This window comes from Marinomonas sp. KMM3893, assembly GCF_004352855.1.
Taxonomy (GTDB): domain Bacteria; phylum Pseudomonadota; class Gammaproteobacteria; order Pseudomonadales; family Marinomonadaceae; genus Marinomonas; species Marinomonas arenicola.
This window is the reverse complement of record NZ_SJSC01000001.1, coordinates 601878-622060: the sequence shown is the minus strand read 5'-3', so window position 1 is coordinate 622060 and position 20183 is coordinate 601878. Positions and strand designations below refer to the sequence as shown.

Annotated in this window: 21 protein-coding genes; 11 read left to right on the top strand and 10 right to left on the bottom strand. The window is 44.6% G+C overall.

What is annotated here, in order from left to right; translation table 11 throughout:
- Positions 1–3: 3 nt before the first annotated feature.
- From E0D71_RS02850 to E0D71_RS02840, 3 genes are all read right to left on the bottom strand, one after another.
- Positions 4–675 carry a sterol desaturase family protein gene (locus E0D71_RS02850; protein ID WP_243711909.1) on the bottom strand — a complete coding sequence of 224 codons (672 nt, stop codon included), beginning with the start codon at positions 673–675 and terminating at the stop codon, positions 4–6.
- Between the two features lie 322 nt (positions 676–997).
- Positions 998–1393 (bottom strand): DUF1801 domain-containing protein, encoded by a 396-nt coding sequence (locus E0D71_RS02845; RefSeq protein WP_133001772.1) that lies wholly within the window; start codon positions 1391–1393, stop codon positions 998–1000.
- 55 nt (positions 1394–1448) lie between these two features.
- Positions 1449–2603 (bottom strand): PatB family C-S lyase, encoded by a 1155-nt coding sequence (locus E0D71_RS02840; protein WP_133001771.1) that lies wholly within the window; start codon positions 2601–2603, stop codon positions 1449–1451.
- A 348-nt stretch (positions 2604–2951) separates the two neighbouring features.
- On the opposite strand from E0D71_RS02840, the gene betI reads away from it, so the two are divergent.
- The 4 genes from betI to choV all read left to right on the top strand — a co-directional run bounded on the left by betI (position 2952) and on the right by choV (position 6657).
- The gene (betI, locus tag E0D71_RS02835; RefSeq protein ID WP_133001770.1) at positions 2952–3533 is read left to right on the top strand and encodes a transcriptional regulator BetI; all 582 of its coding nucleotides are present in this window, start codon (positions 2952–2954) and stop codon (positions 3531–3533) included.
- A 78-nt stretch (positions 3534–3611) separates the two neighbouring features.
- Positions 3612–4547 (top strand): choline ABC transporter substrate-binding protein, encoded by a 936-nt coding sequence (locus E0D71_RS02830; protein WP_133001769.1) that lies wholly within the window; start codon positions 3612–3614, stop codon positions 4545–4547.
- 77 nt (positions 4548–4624) lie between these two features.
- Entirely contained in the window at positions 4625–5470 is an 846-nt protein-coding gene (gene choW, locus E0D71_RS02825) for a choline ABC transporter permease subunit (RefSeq protein ID WP_133001768.1), read from the top strand.
- Positions 5471–5472: 2 nt separating this feature from the next.
- Positions 5473–6657 (top strand): choline ABC transporter ATP-binding protein, encoded by a 1185-nt coding sequence (choV, locus tag E0D71_RS02820; RefSeq protein WP_133001767.1) that lies wholly within the window; start codon positions 5473–5475, stop codon positions 6655–6657.
- Between the two features lie 136 nt (positions 6658–6793).
- On the opposite strand, the gene E0D71_RS02815 is transcribed toward choV, so the two are convergent.
- From E0D71_RS02815 to E0D71_RS02805, 3 genes are all read right to left on the bottom strand, one after another.
- Complete coding sequence (locus E0D71_RS02815) at positions 6794–7204, bottom strand: OsmC family protein (protein ID WP_133001766.1); 411 nt, start codon at positions 7202–7204, stop codon at positions 6794–6796.
- A gap of 67 nt (positions 7205–7271) precedes the next feature.
- Positions 7272–7505 (bottom strand): thioredoxin family protein, encoded by a 234-nt coding sequence (locus E0D71_RS02810; RefSeq protein ID WP_133001765.1) that lies wholly within the window; start codon positions 7503–7505, stop codon positions 7272–7274.
- An 11-nt stretch (positions 7506–7516) separates the two neighbouring features.
- Positions 7517–8515, bottom strand: coding sequence for a permease (locus E0D71_RS02805; RefSeq protein ID WP_133001764.1), 999 nt, complete (start codon positions 8513–8515; stop codon positions 7517–7519).
- A 578-nt stretch (positions 8516–9093) separates the two neighbouring features.
- On the opposite strand from E0D71_RS02805, the gene E0D71_RS02800 reads away from it, so the two are divergent.
- Positions 9094–10374 (top strand): MFS transporter, encoded by a 1281-nt coding sequence (locus E0D71_RS02800; protein WP_133001763.1) that lies wholly within the window; start codon positions 9094–9096, stop codon positions 10372–10374.
- 51 nt (positions 10375–10425) lie between these two features.
- Here the strand turns inward: E0D71_RS02800 and E0D71_RS02795 are convergent, their stop codons facing one another.
- The gene (locus E0D71_RS02795; RefSeq protein WP_133001762.1) at positions 10426–11037 is read right to left on the bottom strand and encodes a LysE family transporter; all 612 of its coding nucleotides are present in this window, start codon (positions 11035–11037) and stop codon (positions 10426–10428) included.
- A 100-nt stretch (positions 11038–11137) separates the two neighbouring features.
- Here E0D71_RS02795 and E0D71_RS02790 point away from each other — a divergent pair, with 100 nt between their 5' ends.
- Both E0D71_RS02790 and galU read left to right on the top strand, forming a co-directional pair.
- Positions 11138–12019, top strand: a complete 882-nt coding sequence (locus E0D71_RS02790; protein WP_133001761.1) for an ArgP/LysG family DNA-binding transcriptional regulator — start codon at positions 11138–11140, stop codon at positions 12017–12019.
- 63 nt (positions 12020–12082) lie between these two features.
- The gene (gene galU / locus E0D71_RS02785) at positions 12083–12913 is read left to right on the top strand and encodes a UTP--glucose-1-phosphate uridylyltransferase GalU (protein WP_133001760.1); all 831 of its coding nucleotides are present in this window, start codon (positions 12083–12085) and stop codon (positions 12911–12913) included.
- 60 nt (positions 12914–12973) lie between these two features.
- Here galU and E0D71_RS02780 read toward each other — a convergent pair whose 3' ends face one another.
- A complete protein-coding gene (locus E0D71_RS02780; protein WP_133001759.1) occupies positions 12974–13762 on the bottom strand; it encodes an inositol monophosphatase family protein in 789 nt (262 codons plus the stop codon).
- A gap of 289 nt (positions 13763–14051) precedes the next feature.
- Between E0D71_RS02780 and E0D71_RS02775 the strand changes: the two genes are divergently transcribed.
- The 4 genes from E0D71_RS02775 (at position 14052) to E0D71_RS02760 (ending at position 16997) form a co-directional block, all read left to right on the top strand.
- Positions 14052–14777 carry an RNA methyltransferase gene (locus E0D71_RS02775; RefSeq protein WP_133001758.1) on the top strand — a complete coding sequence of 242 codons (726 nt, stop codon included), beginning with the start codon at positions 14052–14054 and terminating at the stop codon, positions 14775–14777.
- 134 nt (positions 14778–14911) lie between these two features.
- Positions 14912–15691 (top strand): TatD family hydrolase, encoded by a 780-nt coding sequence (locus E0D71_RS02770; protein ID WP_133001757.1) that lies wholly within the window; start codon positions 14912–14914, stop codon positions 15689–15691.
- The gene (locus tag E0D71_RS02765; RefSeq protein WP_133001756.1) at positions 15688–16563 is read left to right on the top strand and encodes a sugar nucleotide-binding protein; all 876 of its coding nucleotides are present in this window, start codon (positions 15688–15690) and stop codon (positions 16561–16563) included. The genes E0D71_RS02770 and E0D71_RS02765 overlap by 4 nt, the downstream gene beginning before the upstream one ends.
- A gap of 23 nt (positions 16564–16586) precedes the next feature.
- Positions 16587–16997, top strand: a complete 411-nt coding sequence (locus tag E0D71_RS02760; protein WP_133001755.1) for a hypothetical protein — start codon at positions 16587–16589, stop codon at positions 16995–16997.
- 109 nt (positions 16998–17106) lie between these two features.
- On the opposite strand, the gene E0D71_RS02755 is transcribed toward E0D71_RS02760, so the two are convergent.
- Both E0D71_RS02755 and E0D71_RS02750 read right to left on the bottom strand, forming a co-directional pair.
- Positions 17107–19023 carry a beta-ketoacyl synthase gene (locus tag E0D71_RS02755; RefSeq protein WP_133001754.1) on the bottom strand — a complete coding sequence of 639 codons (1917 nt, stop codon included), beginning with the start codon at positions 19021–19023 and terminating at the stop codon, positions 17107–17109.
- A 143-nt stretch (positions 19024–19166) separates the two neighbouring features.
- Positions 19167–20048 carry a glucosaminidase domain-containing protein gene (locus tag E0D71_RS02750; protein ID WP_133001753.1) on the bottom strand — a complete coding sequence of 294 codons (882 nt, stop codon included), beginning with the start codon at positions 20046–20048 and terminating at the stop codon, positions 19167–19169.
- Positions 20049–20183 lie beyond the last annotated feature (135 nt).

Sequence of the window (20183 nt, the reverse complement as noted above, 5' to 3'; positions counted from 1 at the left end):
TTCCTAAGGTTTTTTATTGTGAGTGACGTCTCGTGTTGATGGTGGAGGGGATGTGAAGGGCATCAACAACAAGGTTTTTAAAGAGGCTTTGTTTGTGTTTTGCGATCTTGGTAAACCGATCCGGATCTGCTCGTCACCTCCTTGAGCTTGTTCTGTATAGCTATGAAACAAACGGTCCCAAAGGCTCAGGCAAAACCCATAGTTGCTGTTGGTTTCTTTAAAACGAACAGAGTGATGGATGCGATGCATATCTGGCGTGACTAAAAAGCGTTTGATAATAGACTCAGCGTATTGAGGCAAACGAGCATTTGTATGGTTAAACATGGCGCAGGCATTTAACAATATATCGAAGACCAGTACGGCTTCAATAGGAATGCCCAGGCATAAAATCGCAATGGCTTTTATGCCTAAAGAAAGAAGAATTTCGATGGGATGAAAACGCACTGCAGAACTTACGTCTAATGCTTGGTCGCTGTGGTGTACCTGATGGAGACGCCAAAGTAGGGGAACGCGATGAAATACACGATGTTGCCAATAAATTAACGCGTCTAGGGCAATAATGCCGAGTAAAAACTGGCTCCAATAAGGTAAATGAAACAGGCTAAAAATGCCTTGTTCAGCGTTGATAAAGGCAATAAGAGATAACAGTAGCGGTTGGAAAAGTCGAACACACAAGGCTCCCAATAACAATAAACTAAAGTTGTGAAACCATCGTGTCGACTGTTGTTTGAGAGGGGCTCTTGGGGTTTTCCATTGCCATATTATGAGTAGGCAAAGTAAACATATAAAAATGCTAATACGTAAGGAAAAATCAATCATTCAGCCTGAGTGCCTATTAGGTCAAGGTACAAGTATTATGACTTTCTAATGTGCCTATTTACTATGGTTTTATAGTAAAGCACTTTGCTAATCAATGACATGGCTATTTTATTTTTGCGGCTAACGCGTCCTTCAATAGCGCCAATTGAGCGCTATTGAAGAAGCGATTCGCTCTGCATTAATGCAGTAAATGCGCTAACCGGTCACGACCACGCTTGATTGAATGGACTTTGATTTGGCTTAAAAGTTCAGCAAAGACATTAATGTTAATGTCGTGAAGATGGTGGAAAGTGAGGCAATTTTCACCGAATTGGGCATGATTTAAGCGCTCTGCGAAAGAATAAAACTCAGAGGTATCATCAAAGTAGATGCACAGGTGATCTTCTCTGGCAGCGACACCAAATAGCAGGTCAGAATCTTGCTGAAAGTAGGGGATACCAAGCTCGAAAGAGAGCTCCGCATGCGGCGCTATCAATCGCATTATCGCTAGAACTTCATGCAAATCAGCACGCATGCTTGCAGCAGCGTGCTCAATATAGCTATCAACAAAGGTATTTATAGGTAATGTCATCATAATAACCTCCAAGGGGCTCGATTATGCGTACCTAATTCCTTTTTAATAAAGAGAACTATAGATAATTATGCTTTTTCAGAGCATCGTTTATTCGCTTTATCGCGTCTTCGAGTCGTGATTTAGGACAACCAAAGTTTAGGCGAATATAGTTCGGATTGCCAAAATCTTTTCCATCAGAAATACCGACACCCGCTGCCAAGAAGAATTGGTGAGGGTTGTCAATCTGCAGTGCAGAAACATCAATCCAAGCCAAATAAGTCGCTTCTAAATGAACCATTTTAAGGGGCGTACTTGGTAACCAACGAGCAATAATATCGCGATTCTCTTTGAGGTAAGTTAGCAATGACGCATGCCATTCTTGGCCTGCTTCATAAGCCGCATTTGCTGCAGTTAGGCCCAGCAAGTTCGGGTAAGGCACTAGCCCAGTTTTGGCCTCATTAAAGGCGTTTCTTAGGGGCGGGTTGGTAATCACAGCAAAGGCATAACCTAAGCCTGCCACATTAAATGTTTTGCTTGGTGCCATCAAAGTGATGGTGCGATTGGCGGCATCCTCATTAATGCTGGCAAAAGGCACGTGAGGCACATCATCTAGAATAAGGTCGCAGTGAATCTCATCGCTGACGACCAATAAGTCATGGCGTTTTGCGAGCTGGTGGATGGCTTCAAGCTCTGCTTTGGTATAAACCGTGCCGCCTGGGTTGTGTGGATTGCATAGCAGAATCATCTTGCTGTTAGGTTGGGCACAAGCGGTTTCTAGCGCTTGCATGTCCGGTACCCAGCGACCTTCTTTTACCTCCATATCAACACGAGAAAGGGTACGGTTGGCCAATAACGGGGCTTTATTTAAATGGTAATAAACTGGCCCAGGCACCACGATGGCATCGCCTTCGTTCGAGAAATTTCTAACGGCTAGGTGTAAGGCACAGACAAGGCCGGGTAAATGAACAATGTGAGTCCTTGAAATAGCCCAGTTATAGCGACGTTGGGCGTGTTCTACAATATTGTTTTCGAGTGATTTGGACGCGTGGGTATAACCAAAAACCCCTTCATCGACGCGCTCATTAAGTGCGTTTTTGATGCACTCAGGTGACTCGAAATCCATGTCGGCGACCCATAATGGAATCACTTCTTGAGGGTATTTAGTCCATTTGTCACTGTGACTGTTTGTGCGGTCGATTTCTTTATCAAAACAAGACATTTGCTCATCCATTCTATTTCGATTCCTATCAGTATTTTGAACTCTATTCTTAACGCCTATAGATCCTTTCTCACTATATCTCTTCCGCGAATGCTTTTTAAACAAAAGAGTAAAAAATCACTCTATAATGGATGAAAAACAAACAATTGTTCAAAAAACGTCCTTAAACTTTATTATTCCGACAAAAGTGGGTCATGAAAAAAAGTTGAAAATTATTTAAATTGTTATTTTATTCTTTTAAATCATAGAGTTAAGTTGTTTAGTGTACTAAGTTTTTGATTTGTCAAGGGTTGACCCAAATTGTAAAAGCAGCCTAGTATAGTTTTCATTAAACGGCTGTTTAATAAAAAAGGACGCGTAATGCCAAAAGTGGGAATGCAAGAAATACGAAAACCTCAGTTAATACAAGCGGCCATCGACGCGATCGATGAACACGGCTTTACAGGCGCAACTGTCAGTATTATCGGTAAAAATGCCGGCGTGTCCCCAGCCATCATTAATCATTACTTTGGCGGTAAAAACGGTCTATTTGAAGAGACAATGAAAAGTTTAATCCAAGAGTTCTTTTCTGGATTGCATAAAGAAGTTTCGCAGGCTAAAGATAAGACCTCTAAAGAAAAAGTCATGGCGTTAGTCCGAGCGAGTCTTAGCCAGTCGCAAACACATCCACAAGTGGTGAAAGCGTGGATCGGGTTCTGGGCATCCGCCATGCATACGCCGTCTTTATACCGATTACAGAATGTGTATTACCACCGCTTGCATACGGCCTTGGTGGTGGTGTTGAAAGAAGCGTTTGAAGTAGAAAAAGCGCGTGAGATTGCGCAGACCATGGCTGCCTTAATTGATGGTATGTGGTTAAGAGGGAGTTTATCGGGAGGCATTGATAAAGCCCGCTCAACTCGGCAAATCTCCGCCTACCTAGAGTTGGTATTTAAGTACTAGTACTAATGGTGTGTATCTGAGATAAGTTAATTGAACATATTTTGTTCGTAATGGGTTTCCACAAAAAGAGGAAGAGTTATGTTAAAGAAGGCAAGTAAGGTCGCGTTAGCGGTCAGTATCGCCAGTATTTCTGGCTTAACAATGGCTGCGAATTGTTCAACAGTTCGCTTTTCCGATGTTGGCTGGACTGACATCACTTCGACTACTGCAGTGGCTACGGAAATTCTTCAAGGTTTGGGTTACCAAACCAAAATACAACTTCTTTCTGTGCCTGTTACCTACACCTCTATGGCGAACGGAGACATTGATGTTTTCCTAGGTAATTGGATGCCTTCGATGAAGGCCGATGTTGCTCCTTATCTTAAGGCTGGCACTGTTCAAGATTTAGGCCCGAACTTAAAAGGCGCAAAATACACACTGGCTGTTAGTAAAGAAGCTTACGATGCAGGGGTAACAGATTTCTCTGATCTTGCTAAGCACCGCAAAGAATTTGCCGGTCGTATTTACGGGATCGAACCTGGTAATGATGGTAACCGTTTGATCCAAGACATGATTGATAAGAATGCCTTCGATCTAGGTAACTTCCAATTGGTTGAATCAAGCGAAGCCGGCATGCTTTCTCAAGTAAAACGTAATATCCGCCGTCATAAGTGGATTGCGTTTTTGGGTTGGGCGCCACACCCAATGAATTCAAATTTTGATATGGATTACTTGTCTGGTGGTGATGAATATTTCGGCCCAAATTATGGCGGTGCGAATGTTCATACCAATATCCGTAAAGGCTACCTTGCTGAGTGTCCAAACGTTGGCAAGTTTGTGAAAAATCTTAAATTCACCATGTCTATGGAAAACCAAGTCATGGGTTACATCCTTGACGATGGTAAAAAGCCAGCGGTAGCCGCAAAAGAGTGGCTGACGGCAAATCCCGATGCTTTGACTGCTTGGCTTGATGGCGTAAAAACACAATCAGGTGGAGATGGTCTCGCCGCGGTTAAAACCCATTTAGGCCTATAAAAAACCACTAACGACTGTATAGAGCGTCAGTGGTGATTTACCGCTGACGTCTTTTTTTGATGTATCGGGAGAAAAATATGAATTGGCTAACGGATAATAAAATCCCTCTTGGCGCCTGGATGGAAAGCTTTGTTGACTGGCTTGTGGGCTCGGCTTCTGGCTTCTTTGATCTGATTTCTATGGTATTGGAAACCATGATCACATCTATGGTTGACTCAATTATGTGGGTTCATCCGCTGGTCGTAATTGCGATTGTCTTGGTTGGTGTTTGGTTCTTACACCGCAGTATTGGGTTGTTGGTATTTATTGCCGCTTCTTTATTGTTGATTATTAATATGGGGTATTGGGAAGAAACCATCCAAACCTTAGTGTTAGTGGTTTCTGCAACGACCTTCAGTGTGATTATTGGTGTGCCTATTGGTATTGCGGCAGCACATCGGTCGTGGTTATACACCATGCTGAGACCTATTTTAGATTTGATGCAAACCATACCTACCTTTGTGTACTTGATTCCAACCCTTATTTTATTCGGTCTAGGTTATGTTCCTGGTCTGATTTCCACGGTTATTTTTGCGATTGCTGCTCCTATACGATTGACCTATTTAGGCGTCAGTAAGGTGCCGAGTGAGTTGTTAGAAGCCGGCCTTGCTTTTGGTTGTACAAAATCAAAACTACTTTACAAAGTGGAATTACCCGCGGCGATGCCAAGCATCATGGCCGGTATTACCCAATGTATTATGCTGTCCTTGTCCATGGTGGTGGTCGCGGCTCTGGTTGGTGCTGATGGTTTAGGTAAACCAGTGATTCGAGCACTAAATACGGTAAACATTTCTCAAGGTTTTGAGGCGGGTGTTGCCATCGTATTGGTCGCAATTATGCTGGACCGTATTTGTAAAACACCATCAATGAGAAAAGAGGGATAATTATGGCTGTGGTAACAATAGAGCACTTAGATATTGTTTTTGGCGATAATTTGGCAAAAACACTCCCTTTAATGGACAAAGGTCACACTCGAAATGACATCATCGGCCTGACGGGCGATGTGGTCGGTGTGCAAGATGCCAATATAGAAGTCAACGAAGGCGAAATTTGTGTCCTGATGGGGCTGTCTGGTTCAGGTAAATCCACTCTGTTAAGAGCGATTAATGGACTTAATAAAATTGCCCGTGGACGCTGCTTAGTCAGAGACGGCGATGACATGGTCGATATGGCAACTTGCGACGAAACCAAATTACGCCATATGCGGACTCACCGAGTGTCCATGGTGTTTCAAAGCTTTGCTTTAATGCCTTGGTTGACTGTGTTGGAAAACGTCGCCTTCGGTCTAGAGATGCAAGGCATGGGGTTAAAAGAGCGTCTTGTCAAAGCGAAAGAGCAGCTCGACATGGTGGGTCTAACTCGATGGGCAGACAAAAAGCCGGATGAGCTATCAGGCGGCATGAGACAGCGCGTTGGTTTGGCGCGTGCCTTTGCAATGGACACCGATGTGTTGTTGATGGATGAACCTTTTTCAGCACTCGATCCGCTTATTCGTTCTCAGTTACAAGACGAATTGATTGAACTGCAAAAACGGTTAAATAAGACCATTATCTTTGTAAGTCATGATCTAGATGAAGCGCTCAAAATTGGCACAAAAATCGCGATCATGGAATCGGCGCGCATTATTCAGCAAGGCGAGCCTGAGCAAATTGTATTAAATCCAGCAACCGAATACGTTGAGAAGTTTGTGGCTCATACCAACCCACTCAATGTGTTATGTGGCAGTGCATTGATGACGCCGATCGCAGAGCTAGCGCAAAAAGAAGCGCGTTTCGCCATGGGGGAAAATCTGTGGCTTGCATTGGATGCAGGGCAATTCCAAGGCGTGTATTCCAATGAGGAAGAGGTGACGAGCGCCCAATGGACGCCAGATATGCCGATTGAAAAAGTGCCTGCTAATACGGTTGTTCGAGTGCATGAGACGATCAAAATGCGGGATGCGGTAGAAATTCGTTATCACACAGATCGACCAATAGTGCTTGAGAATGAGGGTCAGTGTGTTGGTATTTTGAGCGACCATAATTTTTATCACGCACTGCTAGGGAAGCACTTTAGCCGCACTGAATCATAAGATTTTTCACCCTCATAGTAAGCGTGAGTGATGGATACAAAGCGAAGACAAGTTACTTGTCTTCGCTTTTTTTTCATCTGATGACAGCCCTTTACTCTCGTCAACACTAAGGATTGTGTGGCGAATGAGGCTCGTATTACGCTCGGATGAGCGTGCCTGTGAGCTCTGTGCCAGGGGCGATAGTGTTAAATACGGTGCCGAATTTGCGGACATTGTCGTGCAAAAGAGCGAGTCTATGGTCGGATTCTTCACTGGTGACCTTGATCGTATATTGTATGGATTCCATCTTGGGTGGTGTGTCTTGTCGTACGCCATGTATCTCTACTTCAAGACGTTGCAGATCAAATTTTAGAATAGGCGTGACACGCTCTATGCCTTTAATAATACAGGCTGCTAATGCCCCCATTAACAGCTCTGCTGGGTTAAAAGCATCCAACCTACCTTGCAAATCGGTGTCGATAACAAGCGAGGCGTCTTTGCAGCGGACTAGGCTGCCATGAGCGTCAACTCGATTGGCGATAACGTTAAAGGTCATTTTATTGCTCATAATTAGACTCCAGACAACATCAGGTTCGACGGACATAAGTGGCTTGCATCAACCGGTTATCTGGGGGTCATGCTAACCATTCTTTTATTTGTGACGTCTGGGGTACTGAGCCTGAATGGATTAAGGTGTCGTCGATCACCACCGCAGGTGTGCTCATTGCGCCATATTTCATCATGATTTGAGGGCTGGTTTCTTTTTCCACAGAAACCGCAGAGCCTTGTTCTTGAGCGACTTGTTTGATGAGGTCCGCTGTTTTTGTGCATTTGGCACAACCGCTGCCCAGTACTTTGATGATTTTCATCGTGTGATCCTCTATAGGAAAGGGGTGAAGAAATTAAATAGCCAACCCACTAAAGTGAATGAAAACAGCAGCATCACAAATAGAATCGCCAATAATTTCCACTGCATAACTTGTTTGAGTAGGATGAATTCAGGAAAGCTCGCCGCGACTGTGCTCATGCAAAATGCCAGCGTTGTGCCTATTGGCAAACCGTTAACGATGAGGCTTTCCATCACGGGGATCACGCCTGTTGCGTTGGAGTAAAGAGGAATACCAAGCAGTACCGCGGCAGGCACAGACCACCATTGACCGTCGCCAAGGTGTTCTTGAAGCCAGCCGTCAGGGATAAAACCGTGCAACGCGGCGCCAAGACCCACCCCGATAATGACCCACTTCCAAACACGCCCAAAAATTTCAAACGACTCTTCTTTGGCGAATTGGTGGCGCTCTTTAAAGGAGAGGGTTTTCGCTTTTAATGTGCTGTTTGTTGAGCCATGTTGATTGCTTTGTCCTTTCGCGAGCGCTTTTGCGGCAAAGGACTGCAGCCATCTTTCCGCTTTGATGGTATCCAGAAAAAATCCCCCCAAAATCCCAACTGACATGCCGATGACCACATAAAGCACGGTGAATTTCCAGCCTAAAAGACCCATCAGCAAAAGCACGGCAACTTCATTAATTAAAGGGGAGGTGATAAGGAAAGCCATGGTGATGCCCACAGGGATGCCTGCAGAAGTAAAACCAAGGAAAATAGGGATGCTAGAGCAAGAGCAAAATGGGGTAATAGCACCAAAGCTAGAGCCCATAAGGTAGCCCATGCTGCGATGTTTTCTCGCTAAGTAATCTCGTACGGTTTCGACGTTTAATGACGCGCGCATGAGGGCAATCACGTAAATCATAAACAAGAGTAAGGCGAAGATTTTACTGACGTCTTCAACAAAGAAGTGCAGGGCATCGCCTAATTTTGTGTCGGGCGACAAGCCTAAAATGGTGTAAGTAAGCCAACTTGCAAAATCCGTAAAAATCCCCAGCATGGCTCAAGTCCTTCAGTAAAAAAGCGTGATCGATTCCAGTGAAAAGGAGGCTTCTTAAGTTAGCGTAAAAAGCATCCATAAACTGTGCCACTGCACGCCTTTTGTGTCATTGACCTAGATCGTCTTTCTTTGATTTAAGTGCTCTTTTAGGGGAAATAAATCCCCTAGTATTTTGATGAAAGCATGATTTTTTAATAAACCCATCACTGGGATGCGTCACCGATAATGGTATAGGTCGAAGTGAGTAGGCGTGGTTTGGGGCTGTGAAGATCACAGTGTTAGCATAAGTTGGCCGTGTGACAATGACATGGTGTTTATTTCTCTCTCTTTAAGCCTTGTGCCGCTGCCTACTCGGTGTATTTCAATAGGATGAATTTGTAAAACCCTCCCGCTATAAACCGATCATTTTTTGCTTTAATGCGTTTGAGCGCTCTACATTGAATAATAAAATTGCTATCTTGGTTGTTAACTTTTTAACCTGTTGATTAGTTATTGCATTCACGAATTGTGTCGGTATAGTCTGCCGAAATTATAACCACTTATTTTGTTAAAACCGCGCCCTAGTACGAAGGATTTTCATGTTTAAAACCTTACTGCTTCCTATTTGGAGCTTGCTTTTCGGTATTGCCATTCTTTCTATGGCGAGCGCTTTGCAGAGCTCTTTAATCGGTATTCGAGCCTCATTAGAATCTTTTGATACGACGGCGACGGGTTTGATTATGTCGGCGTATTATTTAGGCTTTATTATTGGCTCAATGTTGGTGCCGGGGTGGGTTAAAAATGTCGGCCATATTCGTGTATTTGCCGCTGTTGCATCGTTGGCGTCGATTACTATCTTGATGCAATCTGTGGTGGTGAATCCTTGGTTTTGGATGCTGATGAGAATGGGAACGGGCCTGTGTTATGCGGGTCTGTATATTGTGACGGAGAGTTGGTTAAACGACATTGCAACGAACCAAACTCGAGGCCGATTGTTCTCCATTTACACCATTGAAATATGGGCCAGCCAGACGCTTGGTCAGGTGTTATTGAACTTATCTTCCCCTGGTGGCTATGGTTTGTTTATTTTGACCTCCGTCTTGATCTCCATGGCCTTGGTACCCTTGTTATTGGTGCGTACGCCATCGCCAACCATTAATGTTCCTGAGAAATTAAACATAGTCGGGCTGATTAAAACCGCGCCGCTTGGGGTGACGGGAGTGACCGCAGCCGGTGTGACTGCCGGGGCTTTGTTGGGGCTTGGTGCGCTTTATGCTCAAAGTATTGGAATGAGTGTTGGGCAGATCTCATTGTTTATCGGTGCGAGCTATGTTGGCGGTATGCTTTTACAGTGGCCAATAGGGAAGTTGTCGGACCGTCAGGACCGTCGAGTGACCATTTTGTGGGTAAGTCTAGTTGGTGCTCTTGCCGCTTTTATTGTGCCACTTGGCAATATGAGCAACAGTCAGATATTGATGATGGTGGGGATGTTCTGTGTCGGCGCATTTACTTTTCCTATGTACTCGTTGGCGTCTTCACACATGAATGACCAGCTGCGACCTGAGCAAATTTTATCTGCGAGTAGCGGCATGATCCTTCTCAATGGTATTGGTGGCATGATGGGGCCTTTATTAGCCGCGTCCTTGATGGATTTGGTTCGTATTGATGCTTTGTTCTGGTTTGTTGCTGCGATTAACTTCTCAGTCGCGCTGATGGCGTTATACCGAATTAATTATCAGCCACCTATGGTGATTGAAGACCAGAGTGACCCTATTCAGGTTGCGCTTTCTGTAAGCCCAATTGCGACCGCTGAAATGTGGGTGGAAGCGGATTCCACCTCAACCTCAGACGAAAGTCATGAGGTTGAGATCAAACTGTAAGCGTGCCTATGGGTTGGCTTATCAAGACGGCCTTTAGACAGCCATTGGCGACTAGCTCGCTAATGGCTGGGTGGCGATTTTAAACGCAATGCTCCAGATCAATAGTGCATTAGCGCGATTAAACCAGCGCCAAAATACGGCTGAACTCAACCATTTAGCACACGCATGACCGATGAAAGCGAGTAATAAAAACCAAACGGTAGACGCCACAGCGCCACCGAGCACAAACATCCATTTATCGTCTAAAAATTGATTGGACAAGCTGCCCATTAATATCATGGTATCAATATAAAAATGTGGGTTTAACCAGGTGACCGCCAAGGCCATCATCAGTAATGGCCACCCCGCTAAACGAGTGTTTAAATGCTTGATAACAAGGTGCTCGTCTAGAAAGGATGAACGCCATTTTTGCAAAGCAAACCAAGTCAGAAAAGCCACACCGCCCCAGCGAAACAGGATTAACAGCCAGTCACTGCTTTGAATAAGTAGGCCAAAACCAAACGCCCCGAGAGCAATAGCAACAATGTCGCTGAGAATAAACAAAAAGGCGATGGGAAAGGCGAGGTGTCGTTTTAAGGCTTGCTCTAGCAGAAAGCTGTTTTGCGCACCAACGGCAATAATAAGTCCGCCGCCAGTAATCGCGCCACTAAAAAATGCAATCATATCTCTCTCGTCTTGTTAGGGTCAGTTTAACGGCCTTGATCCTAAACGTATTTACACTTAAATTTAAATTAATTTAACTTAAATTACATAAGAAAATATTATGATGGATTATAAGGCGTTAAGTTGTTTTGTCGCCGTATTACGCTTTCAAAGCTTCGAACGAGCTGCGGATCATCTAGGGTTGACTCAATCGGCGGTGTCTCAGCGTATTAAGCGTTTAGAGCAAGAGTGCGGCGGGCCTTTATTGATAAGAGCGCGTCCTGTATCAGCGACGCCACTCGGCGAGCAGTTGTTGGCGCATGCCAACAAGGTTGCCATGTTAGAAGACGGTCTGTTTGAGTCATTGCAGCGGGGGCACAGCCATCAACCGCTTTCTATTGCGGTCAATCATGATGTGTTAGCGACTTGGTTTACGAAAGTATTAAGTGCCTTTTCAGCCATAGATGAGACGCGTTTGCATATTAAAGCGGCGGACCAAGGAAAGACGAGAGAGATACTGCAAACCGGAGAAGTAGTCGCTTGTTTGAGCCAAATAGGCACGCCTGTATCCGGTGGAGAGTCGGTGTTTTTGGGTAACATGACCTATGAATTGGTAGCGACTCCTCACTTTGTAAAAGAGCGTCTACATGGTGAGATTAGTGCGCTTTCTGTGCTGGCGGCGCCTTCTCTGGTTTTTGACGAGTTTGATGAGTTATGGGGGCGTTATCAGAATGAGTGCATGCAAGTAAAGGCGGACATTCGTAATAGTCACTGGTATCCTTCGTCTCATGGGTTTGTGGAGATGGTGATGTCTGGCACAGTCTGTGCTTTAGTACCCAGTGTGCAAGTGGCGGAGGAGTTGAATAATGGTCTTCTTATTTCGTTGTTCCCCCACAAGAAACTTAGCGTACCCTTGTATTGGCATTGGTATAAGTTAAATTCCCCAATTTTGGATCGCTTAACGAGTGTTATTTTATCAACAACACGCAACACGTTAAGCTAATTAATAGGCTGTTATTTATCATTGTTTAGTGGCCATTCTTTAATGCTATTTTAAGGATAGAGTATGATTCGTAAATGTTTGTTTCCCGTAGCGGGCTACGGAACCCGATTTTTACCTGCGACCAAGTCGATGCCTAAGGAAATGCTTCCTATCGTCAATAAACCATTGGTGCAGTATGGTGTAGAAGAGGCTGTGCAAGCAGGTTTAAAGAATGTGACCTTTGTAACGGGTCGTGGTAAGCGTGCCATTGCTGATCATTTTGATATTAGTTACGAGCTTGAACATCAGATTTCTGGCACCAGTAAAGAGCAGTATTTGGAAGGTATTCGCCACTTGATTGCGAACGCTGTTTTTTCTTTTATTCCTCAAAATCAAATGCTTGGTCTAGGCCATGCTATTTTGACAGGGGAGCCGTTAATAGGCGGCGAAGCGTTTGGTGTGGTGTTGGCTGATGACCTTTGCTTTGGTGAAACTGACGATGACGGCGTGATGGCGCAAATGGTGAAACTGTACAATCAGTTCCGCTGCACCATAGTGGCGATTCAAGAGGTGCCAGAAGACGAAGTGCATAAATACGGGGTTATTAAAGGCGATGATATGCTAGAAGGCCTTTATCGTGTGACCGATATGGTAGAGAAACCATCTAAAGAAGAAGCCCCTTCCAATCTTGCTATCATTGGTCGTTACATTTTGACGCCAGATATTTTCGATAAAATTCGTAATACGCCAGCGGGTCGAAATGGAGAAGTGCAAATCACCGATGCGATTTTGCAACAAGCAAAAGAAGGTTGTGTGTTGGCGTATAAATTCAAAGGTCGACGCTTCGATTGCGGTAGTGTAGATGGCTTTGTAGAAGCGACTAACTACTGTTACGAAAATATTTATAAAGCGTAAGTTAGAGTTTAATAAAGCAAAAAAAAGCCCGCTTCAAAGCGGGCTTTTTTTGCTTAAATATTAGTTTAAGTGTTTGTTTAGAATAGGTAATAAAACCTTGAATAAACGAGGGTTAGCACACAATACATCGCCACTTTCAATGCTTGGAGAGCCATCAAAGTTAGCAAATAGGCAACCTGCTTCTTTTGCAATAAACAGCGGAGCTTGCATTTCCCATTCTTGTAGCTTGATACCCCAAGCGGCGTCTAAACGGCCAGCGGCGGTATTAACAAGCGTCAAGGCAGGAGTATCTTGCATAACAACGCGAGCGCCTTTCTCAGCGATTTCAGACAAAATAGTCAGCTGACCTGATAAGTAAGGAGCCGTGCGGTCTGTTGCTGGGAATTGAGCGGCAACGGTTGTTTTATCTAGGGTGCGAGCAATGCTGGTACGAATTCGAGAGTTGTTTAAGTAAGCGCCACGGCCTTTACTTGCGTAGAATTCGTCTTTGGTGTGAGGGTTTAGCACAAGAGCGTGCTCAACTTTACCGGCAACTAAGTAGCTCATGGTAATAACGTGGCCTGTTAAGCCGCGAGAAAACAAATGCTGACCTTGAATCGCATCAATAATCCATTCACCTTCAGTACCATTTTGAACGCTGCCTTGAAGGCGAGTCGTAATGGTGTCGCCTGGGTAGGCTTTTTCTAAATGATAGACGATGGCACGTTCCGCGCCAGAGCATACGATTTGGTAAACCTGAGCGGCATCTTGTCCCTGCTCTTTGTCGAAAAGTAGCTTCTCTTGAGAGTGAATGATGTATTCTGCTGCCGCGCGAGCAGCTTTGATTGCGACATTGATTCTAGGTTGCATAGGGTACCGTCAATTGTTCTAAATGAGAGTTCATATGCCGTCTTATTGTAAAAGACAGCACAGTTGCCAATAAAGTGTTAAAGAGCAAGCGCCCCTCCTGTTTCTGTCCATCGCAAAGCGTTGAAAAGGGGAATCAGGAAGGGCGCGAAATATGAGCGCGGATTCTAACGTAAAAGGAGTTTTTTGGCTAGTAAAAGTTGTTCAAAAACTGAGCGCCTTGAGGAATTGAAAGAAAAATCTGTTAATATTCACCGCATCATTTGTCCGCTATAAATTGGTAGTTCATAACATGCAGAATAAAGTAAGAATTGTCCTTGTAAACACCTCCCATCCAGGAAATATTGGCGCTGCCGCAAGAGCAATGAAAAACATGGGGTTAGCGGATTTGTATCTGGTGGCGCCTAAGCAATACCCAAGCCCTGAAGCGGTGAGTCGCGCCTCTGGTGCGTCTGATCTGTTGGACAATGCCGTGGTGGTTGAAACACTAGAAGAAGCCATTGCCGATTGTCAGTTGGTGATTGGTACCAGTGCGCGTGAGCGTCATATTCCTTGTCCTTTGGTCGACCCAAGACAAGCTGCAGATTTGGTTTTTGAAGAGCAGTTGGAAACCGCGTTTGTCTTTGGTCGTGAAGATAGAGGGTTAACAAACGAAGAGCTACAGCGTTGTCATTACCATGTTCATATTCCCTCTATTGAAAGCTTCAGTTCTTTAAACCTAGGTGCTGCGGTGCAGGTGATTGCCTACGAACTGCGCATGAAGGGGTTGCTAATGGCTGATGCGCCTGTTGTGGAAGCCAAATGGGATGTGCCAGCGGCGACGGTCGAGCAGCTGGATTTTCTGTTGGAGCATTTAGAAAAAGTGCTGACCGAGACAGAATTTTTAGATCCTAAAGCGCCGCGTAAAGTCATGACGCGTTTTCGTCGATTGTATCAGCGTGCTCAATTGGATCAGCAAGAAGTGGGCATGTTACGAGGCATGCTAAGTGCGGTTGAGAAGGCGACGAAAGCGGAATAAATTTCGTTAAAAAGCCCCATTAAAGGCAGTGTTGAGTCTCTTTTGTATCAAAGCTATGTCTATTTTCATGGCTTTTTTACTTCTATGCTGCGCTCTCTCTAGGCGTATCTTGTTTCATGATGTAATCTTTGCTGATGTATATTGATAGCCACTGTCATTTAGATTTTAGTGTTTTTGATGATTCTCGCGATGCGTTAATGAACACCTGCATCGAGGCGGGCGTTGAGGGTTTTTTGATCCCTTCGACGACGAAAACAAGCTGGGCAAAAGTCGCGGAACTTGCCAATCGTTACCCTCAATGGCGGGTCGCTTATGGGTTGCACCCCTATTTTTTGGAAACGGCGAGCATAGCTGACATTGATCGCTTGGCTGAGCAGTGTGAATTGCATGGTGCATTGGCCATTGGTGAAATTGGTCTTGATTGTTGGCCCGGAGCGATAGCGCTGGATCAACAAAGCCTGTTCTTTTCTCGACAGCTTATTGTTGCTCGTGATTTAGGGCTTCCAGTTATTGTGCATGCCCGCAAGAGCTATGACTTGGTGATCAAAGCTGTGCGTGAGACGCGCTTTACATCTGGTGGGGTTATTCATGCCTTTAATGGCAGTATTGAGCAAGCTAATCGCTTAAGAGGGTTAGGGTTTCTGTTGGGGATTGGTGGTACTGTCACCTACCCAAGAGCAAAAAAGGCGCAGGCTGTCTTGGCGCAATTAGATGATTCGGCTTTTGTGTTAGAAACAGACTCACCGGATATGCCTTTGTGTGGCTTTCAAGGGGCGCTTAACACTCCGCTTTCTATTCCGATGATTGCTCAGTGTGTTGCAACGATAAGAAAGAGCCGTGTCGATGACATTGCTCGACAAACAAATAAAAACCTTCTTAGTACTTTTCCTAAGTGGTACAAGGATACACTTTGACTAATAAACAAGATATTAATGCGCCTATTCGTGTCCTTTTATTGGGCGCCGAATCGGAAGTGGGCACGGCCTTGCTGGAATTTTCAAAAGGGCAAAATGACATTGATTGGATATGCCCTCAAGAGAACTTGCTGCTTGAAAGTGAGGCTGTAAAAGAGCTGGCATCGATTGACTATGATGTTGCCATTGATGCACTTAGCTTACGTTACGCCTTACAAAGTGACTATAGTAAGTTTCAAGCGACATTGGCGGGAGTGAGTGAATCGAGTGCGCCGCTTATTATGTTGAGCAGTGCCAAAGTGTTTTCAGGCGACAATAATGTGCCTTACCTTGAAACGGATACACCAGACAGTAACGAGCCTTATGCTCTTGCTCTTATTGAGGCGGAATCCATTGTCGCGAAGAACCCTGCCAATATTATTTTAAGAACGGGTTGGCTTTTTAGTGGCAAGGGGGATGACTTTGTATGTCGTACTTTAGGTCTGATTCAAGACGGCGTTAATCTTGCTTACAAAGACAATTTAATTGGTAGTCCTACGCCGGTTTCAGATTTAGCGCGTGTTATTTTGTCTTTGATTAAGCAGCGTTACTATGGCGCAAGCAATACCGGTGTTTACCATTATTGTTGTGCAGAAGAGATTAGTTGGGTTGGATTGGTGGAGGCGATTTTGGTGACCTCTAGTCAGTTTGATCCGAAAGCGCAAATGGAAGTCGAATCGTTGGAAGGGGCTTTTTCAGAAGAAGACGGCGTAGTGGTGCAGATTAAAAGGCAGTCTCTTTCATGCCGGAAAATATTTAACCATTATGGTGTGAAACAAAGGCCATGGCGTTCAGTGCTGAGAAATTTAGTTCGAGAACTCTATAAAACATAACGAAAAGGGAGGTAAGGTTTAGCGTGAATAAAATCAATCATAAAGCCATTTTTCTGGTCTTCTTATTACAGGTCCTGGTTGGATTTTTGTGGTATTCGGCTGCCCCAGCCGCGTTGATTGATCCTAATCAAGGTATGGCTAAACTTCCTTCAATTGAGCGCCTAGTAGGCTTTTTTGTTGCCTCATTTGTGTATTTGTACTTTACCGCTTGGTTGTTGGTAAAGGTAAAGCAGATGTCTGGTTTTTCAATGATGCTGCTGGTGTTCGGGGTGTGGGTGTGTGTGGTATTGCCAAACTACCTTTTCATTAGCTTTTACCTGCAGCTTGAATTCTCAAGTGCTTTGTATCTTTTGTCTTATAGTGCGGTATGCAGCTTTTTGGCGGCGATTATATTGCCTATGTGGCGAGCGTCACGTTCTATTTTCAAAGGCTGATTCTGAGGAAATGGCCGCGAATGGAATGGTTTTTAAAAGCCTGTGATTTGAAGGGTGATGGTTTAATAAAAATAGCTAATACCGGGCGGTATTAGCTATTTTTTTGTGTTTAACAAATGTCATCAAACTCAGTGTTGGTTCCGAAAGTTACTGGCATTTCGTAGCCTGGTAGGCGAATTTCTTTGTCAGTAATATTGAGGTCTTCACCACCAAGAACATTGAAGCCAAATTTATAAACAGGCAGAACTTGGCCATGAATCGCGGCTTGGTTGTAAGCTTCTGCTGCTTCTTTTACTTTGGCATTCTTAATGGCATATTCTTCAAGTTCGGCGTTTGAGTAGCGTTTGCTAAGCATTCCCATTACTTTATGAGGCGCTAGCAAAATGGCTGTTGCGTTATTGCCACCAAAACCTTTCGAGTTAAGCAGGGCTGCGTCAAAGTAGTCTTTGCCGTACGCTTCATGTTTAAGCTGAAAGTGTAATCCTTCTTGATAAACGTCGTTAGCGAGTTCTGTCGACGTTGTGATACCAGGGAGAATGCCGTCTTTCCATACACCTAAAGAAAGATGTAATTGGTCGCCGCCAGCGGTGCCTTGAGAGTGGCCAAGAAAGGCTTTAAGTGCGGTAACAGGCATGCCAGTCGCCCCAAAGCTTGTTGCGGCCTTACTAAGGACATGGGACTCTGTGACTCTATTTTGCGGTGTGCTGGTACCGTGAGCTTGAATAAAGGTGCGCTCGGTAAGACCGTCTTTGCCAATCATGTCCTGTAGGTAGGCCATGGCTTTGCTCATGGTCAGATAGTTACCAATACCCGGTGCGGATATGGACTTCTTATGGCCGTCGGCATGGGAAAATACCGCCGGAATGGCGCCATAAATTTCAGCCCCTAATTCAATGGCTAACGCATCGTCCATTAATAGCGTCCACTGACTTGATTCACCAATGGTGAAGCCGCAGTTTTGAGCAAAAGGACGGCAGCTGCGCGTGTGATCGGGTTCTTCTTGGTTGTCTATTTGATCAAGTGCCAATAACGCAGTGTCTTCTGCTAAGGCTCCCATGGTACGGAAACCTTCAATAATTTCAGGTGTGATAGGGGCATCGCTACCGCCCACCATGGCCACTCGGAATTTACCGGTCTTAATGCCTTCAACGGCTTTTTCTAAATTGAAAAAGTAAGTGGCACAAGCACCAATTGAAGTGCCGACACTGCCGACGCTGCCTAGAATATAAGCGTTGACGAAGTCCGCTGGCATTTGCGCATAGCCAAGAGGCAAATGCTTAGACGTTGTTCGTTTGCCAATTAAGGCGGATTTTAACATGCCGCCAAAGCCGAGGTCGTCCATTTGTCCAATGGAGTTCGCAGCGTAGACCGCCATTTGATCAGGAGCCACTTTGCTGCGAATGACTTCCCAGTCGATACCACTGCTTTGTACGGCATCCGAGGCGCCGTATACCGTCATCTGTAGACCGCGAGGGTGATTACGACTTTGGTATAGTTTAGAGGCATCAAACCCTGTTGGTAGCTGACCAGCAGATTTTACAGACAGGGCTTTTGAATCCTTGATAAAGGCTTCTAAATTACCGTCAATGGTGACTTTTGATAAATGATCAGAAATTTCTGTCACTTGCCAATTGGTAGGGCGGTCAGAGGGGAGTGAGCGAGTCTTGATCGTGAAACTGAGTTTCTCTTCTTGGCTGTTTGGTGTCAGCACGGAAGATTTATGCAGTGTGACGTGATCAACATCAAAAAGACTAGGGTGTATTCTGCGAATCAATGTTCGGGCTAATAAGGATTCGCCGATGCTATCAATAAGAGAGGCAGCATCTAGCTCTTCTCCACCTTCCGTATGCCAAAAACCGTTTTTGTATTCTGCGGCATTCGTTAGTGTGGCAAGATCAAGCAATACGTCCTGCTGAATAGCGCTTGGGAGGAGATCCAATACAATTCGGCGGTAGGCTTGATGTGAAGATGAACGACCAGCCGAATTAATTCCGCCAAAGCCAACAATAACAGGTAAACGGGCCAATTGAATTTCCTCGTTTTTATGAGTGGGTAAATAATCAGGCTATTGTAATGAAGCCGCGATTGCTTAGCCACCCTGTGGCGCGCAATTCGCTTCAAATACATAGGTCTATATCACAATTTTATGCACAGAGTTGCTGTGACGTTTTATTTTTCGGCATTTTCTTTGTTGCGATTACTTGCATTGAACCGCCAAAGTTTATTGTATTGGATCAATCCTTCTATTTCGTCAACATAATCTTGTCCACGCTGTGAGTAATGGTCTAGACCATGAACGAGTGCAAGTCCGGTAATCGGTGCATTATTGTCGCGTAAATCTGTGCGTATGCCTCTTAGTTCTTTATAGGCATTGTTGCTGTTTAAGTTATCAATGTAAGCGAAAACAGATTCTCGGGCGTCGCGGAACTTTCTGACCTCGTGATCCGCATCGTCATCTCTTGACTCAGGTACTAGGCCACAACCCTTTCTAAAGCACCATTGGCCAAAAAAGTTATTGCCGTCTGTGGCAAAGCGAGAAGTCCCCCAAGCGGATTCATTAGCGGCTTGGGCAAGCACTAATGAGACTGGCACAATGTCTATGTAAGTTAATAATTCATTGATGTTCTCAGCGCTAATCGTCTCTACTTTATCAAGCTTGTAGTTAGACATTAACCCACTAACCCAGTTTTTATCTTTTCTTGACAGATTCTTGGCTTTCCCTCTTAACTCGATAAGGCGTTTTCTTTCAGCCAGCAAGAGGGTGTTCTTCTCATCCACAAAGGGGGTTAAGAAATTAAAAAAAGCCATTTTGCGTTGCTTGATGTCTTTTATGGCTAAGAAGTCAGGCGTTTTGCTCTTAATGGGGTGAGCTTTGAAGTAACTTTTTTCATCCGCCGTGGCTTCGCCAGAACGGTCACTTGCTTTGTCACTTGTCGACTCTGAGACCTGTTTTTGAGACTGATGGCTTACTGAGTCTTCAGCGGGCTCTATTTTTAGCCACAGAATGAAGAGCAGAGCAAAGGAAATAAGCCAGAGAATTTTTCTTTCCATAAATGACCACGAGTCTCAAGTTTTGTACGCTTTCTAAGCCTATTGTTCATTAAAGGCTTTGTCATCGTACTTTCATATATTAGTAAAAAAAGTACGCGCATTATCTCGAAAAAGAGCTTACTTTAATAGCTTTAT

Coding starts and splice junctions, on each gene's coding strand:
- E0D71_RS02845 (WP_133001772.1), bottom strand. CDS start 1,393: ATGATGACATTACCTATAAATACCTTTGTTGATAGCTATATTGAGCAC.
- E0D71_RS02840 (WP_133001771.1), bottom strand. CDS start 2,603: ATGGATGAGCAAATGTCTTGTTTTGATAAAGAAATCGACCGCACAAAC.
- betI (WP_133001770.1), top strand. CDS start 2,952: ATGCCAAAAGTGGGAATGCAAGAAATACGAAAACCTCAGTTAATACAA.
- E0D71_RS02830 (WP_133001769.1), top strand. CDS start 3,612: ATGTTAAAGAAGGCAAGTAAGGTCGCGTTAGCGGTCAGTATCGCCAGT.
- choW (WP_133001768.1), top strand. CDS start 4,625: ATGAATTGGCTAACGGATAATAAAATCCCTCTTGGCGCCTGGATGGAA.
- choV (WP_133001767.1), top strand. CDS start 5,473: ATGGCTGTGGTAACAATAGAGCACTTAGATATTGTTTTTGGCGATAAT.
- E0D71_RS02815 (WP_133001766.1), bottom strand. CDS start 7,204: ATGAGCAATAAAATGACCTTTAACGTTATCGCCAATCGAGTTGACGCT.
- E0D71_RS02810 (WP_133001765.1), bottom strand. CDS start 7,505: ATGAAAATCATCAAAGTACTGGGCAGCGGTTGTGCCAAATGCACAAAA.
- E0D71_RS02805 (WP_133001764.1), bottom strand. CDS start 8,515: ATGCTGGGGATTTTTACGGATTTTGCAAGTTGGCTTACTTACACCATT.
- E0D71_RS02800 (WP_133001763.1), top strand. CDS start 9,094: ATGTTTAAAACCTTACTGCTTCCTATTTGGAGCTTGCTTTTCGGTATT.
- E0D71_RS02795 (WP_133001762.1), bottom strand. CDS start 11,037: ATGATTGCATTTTTTAGTGGCGCGATTACTGGCGGCGGACTTATTATT.
- E0D71_RS02790 (WP_133001761.1), top strand. CDS start 11,138: ATGATGGATTATAAGGCGTTAAGTTGTTTTGTCGCCGTATTACGCTTT.
- galU (WP_133001760.1), top strand. CDS start 12,083: ATGATTCGTAAATGTTTGTTTCCCGTAGCGGGCTACGGAACCCGATTT.
- E0D71_RS02780 (WP_133001759.1), bottom strand. CDS start 13,762: ATGCAACCTAGAATCAATGTCGCAATCAAAGCTGCTCGCGCGGCAGCA.
- E0D71_RS02775 (WP_133001758.1), top strand. CDS start 14,052: ATGCAGAATAAAGTAAGAATTGTCCTTGTAAACACCTCCCATCCAGGA.
- E0D71_RS02770 (WP_133001757.1), top strand. CDS start 14,912: ATGTATATTGATAGCCACTGTCATTTAGATTTTAGTGTTTTTGATGAT.
- E0D71_RS02750 (WP_133001753.1), bottom strand. CDS start 20,048: ATGGAAAGAAAAATTCTCTGGCTTATTTCCTTTGCTCTGCTCTTCATT.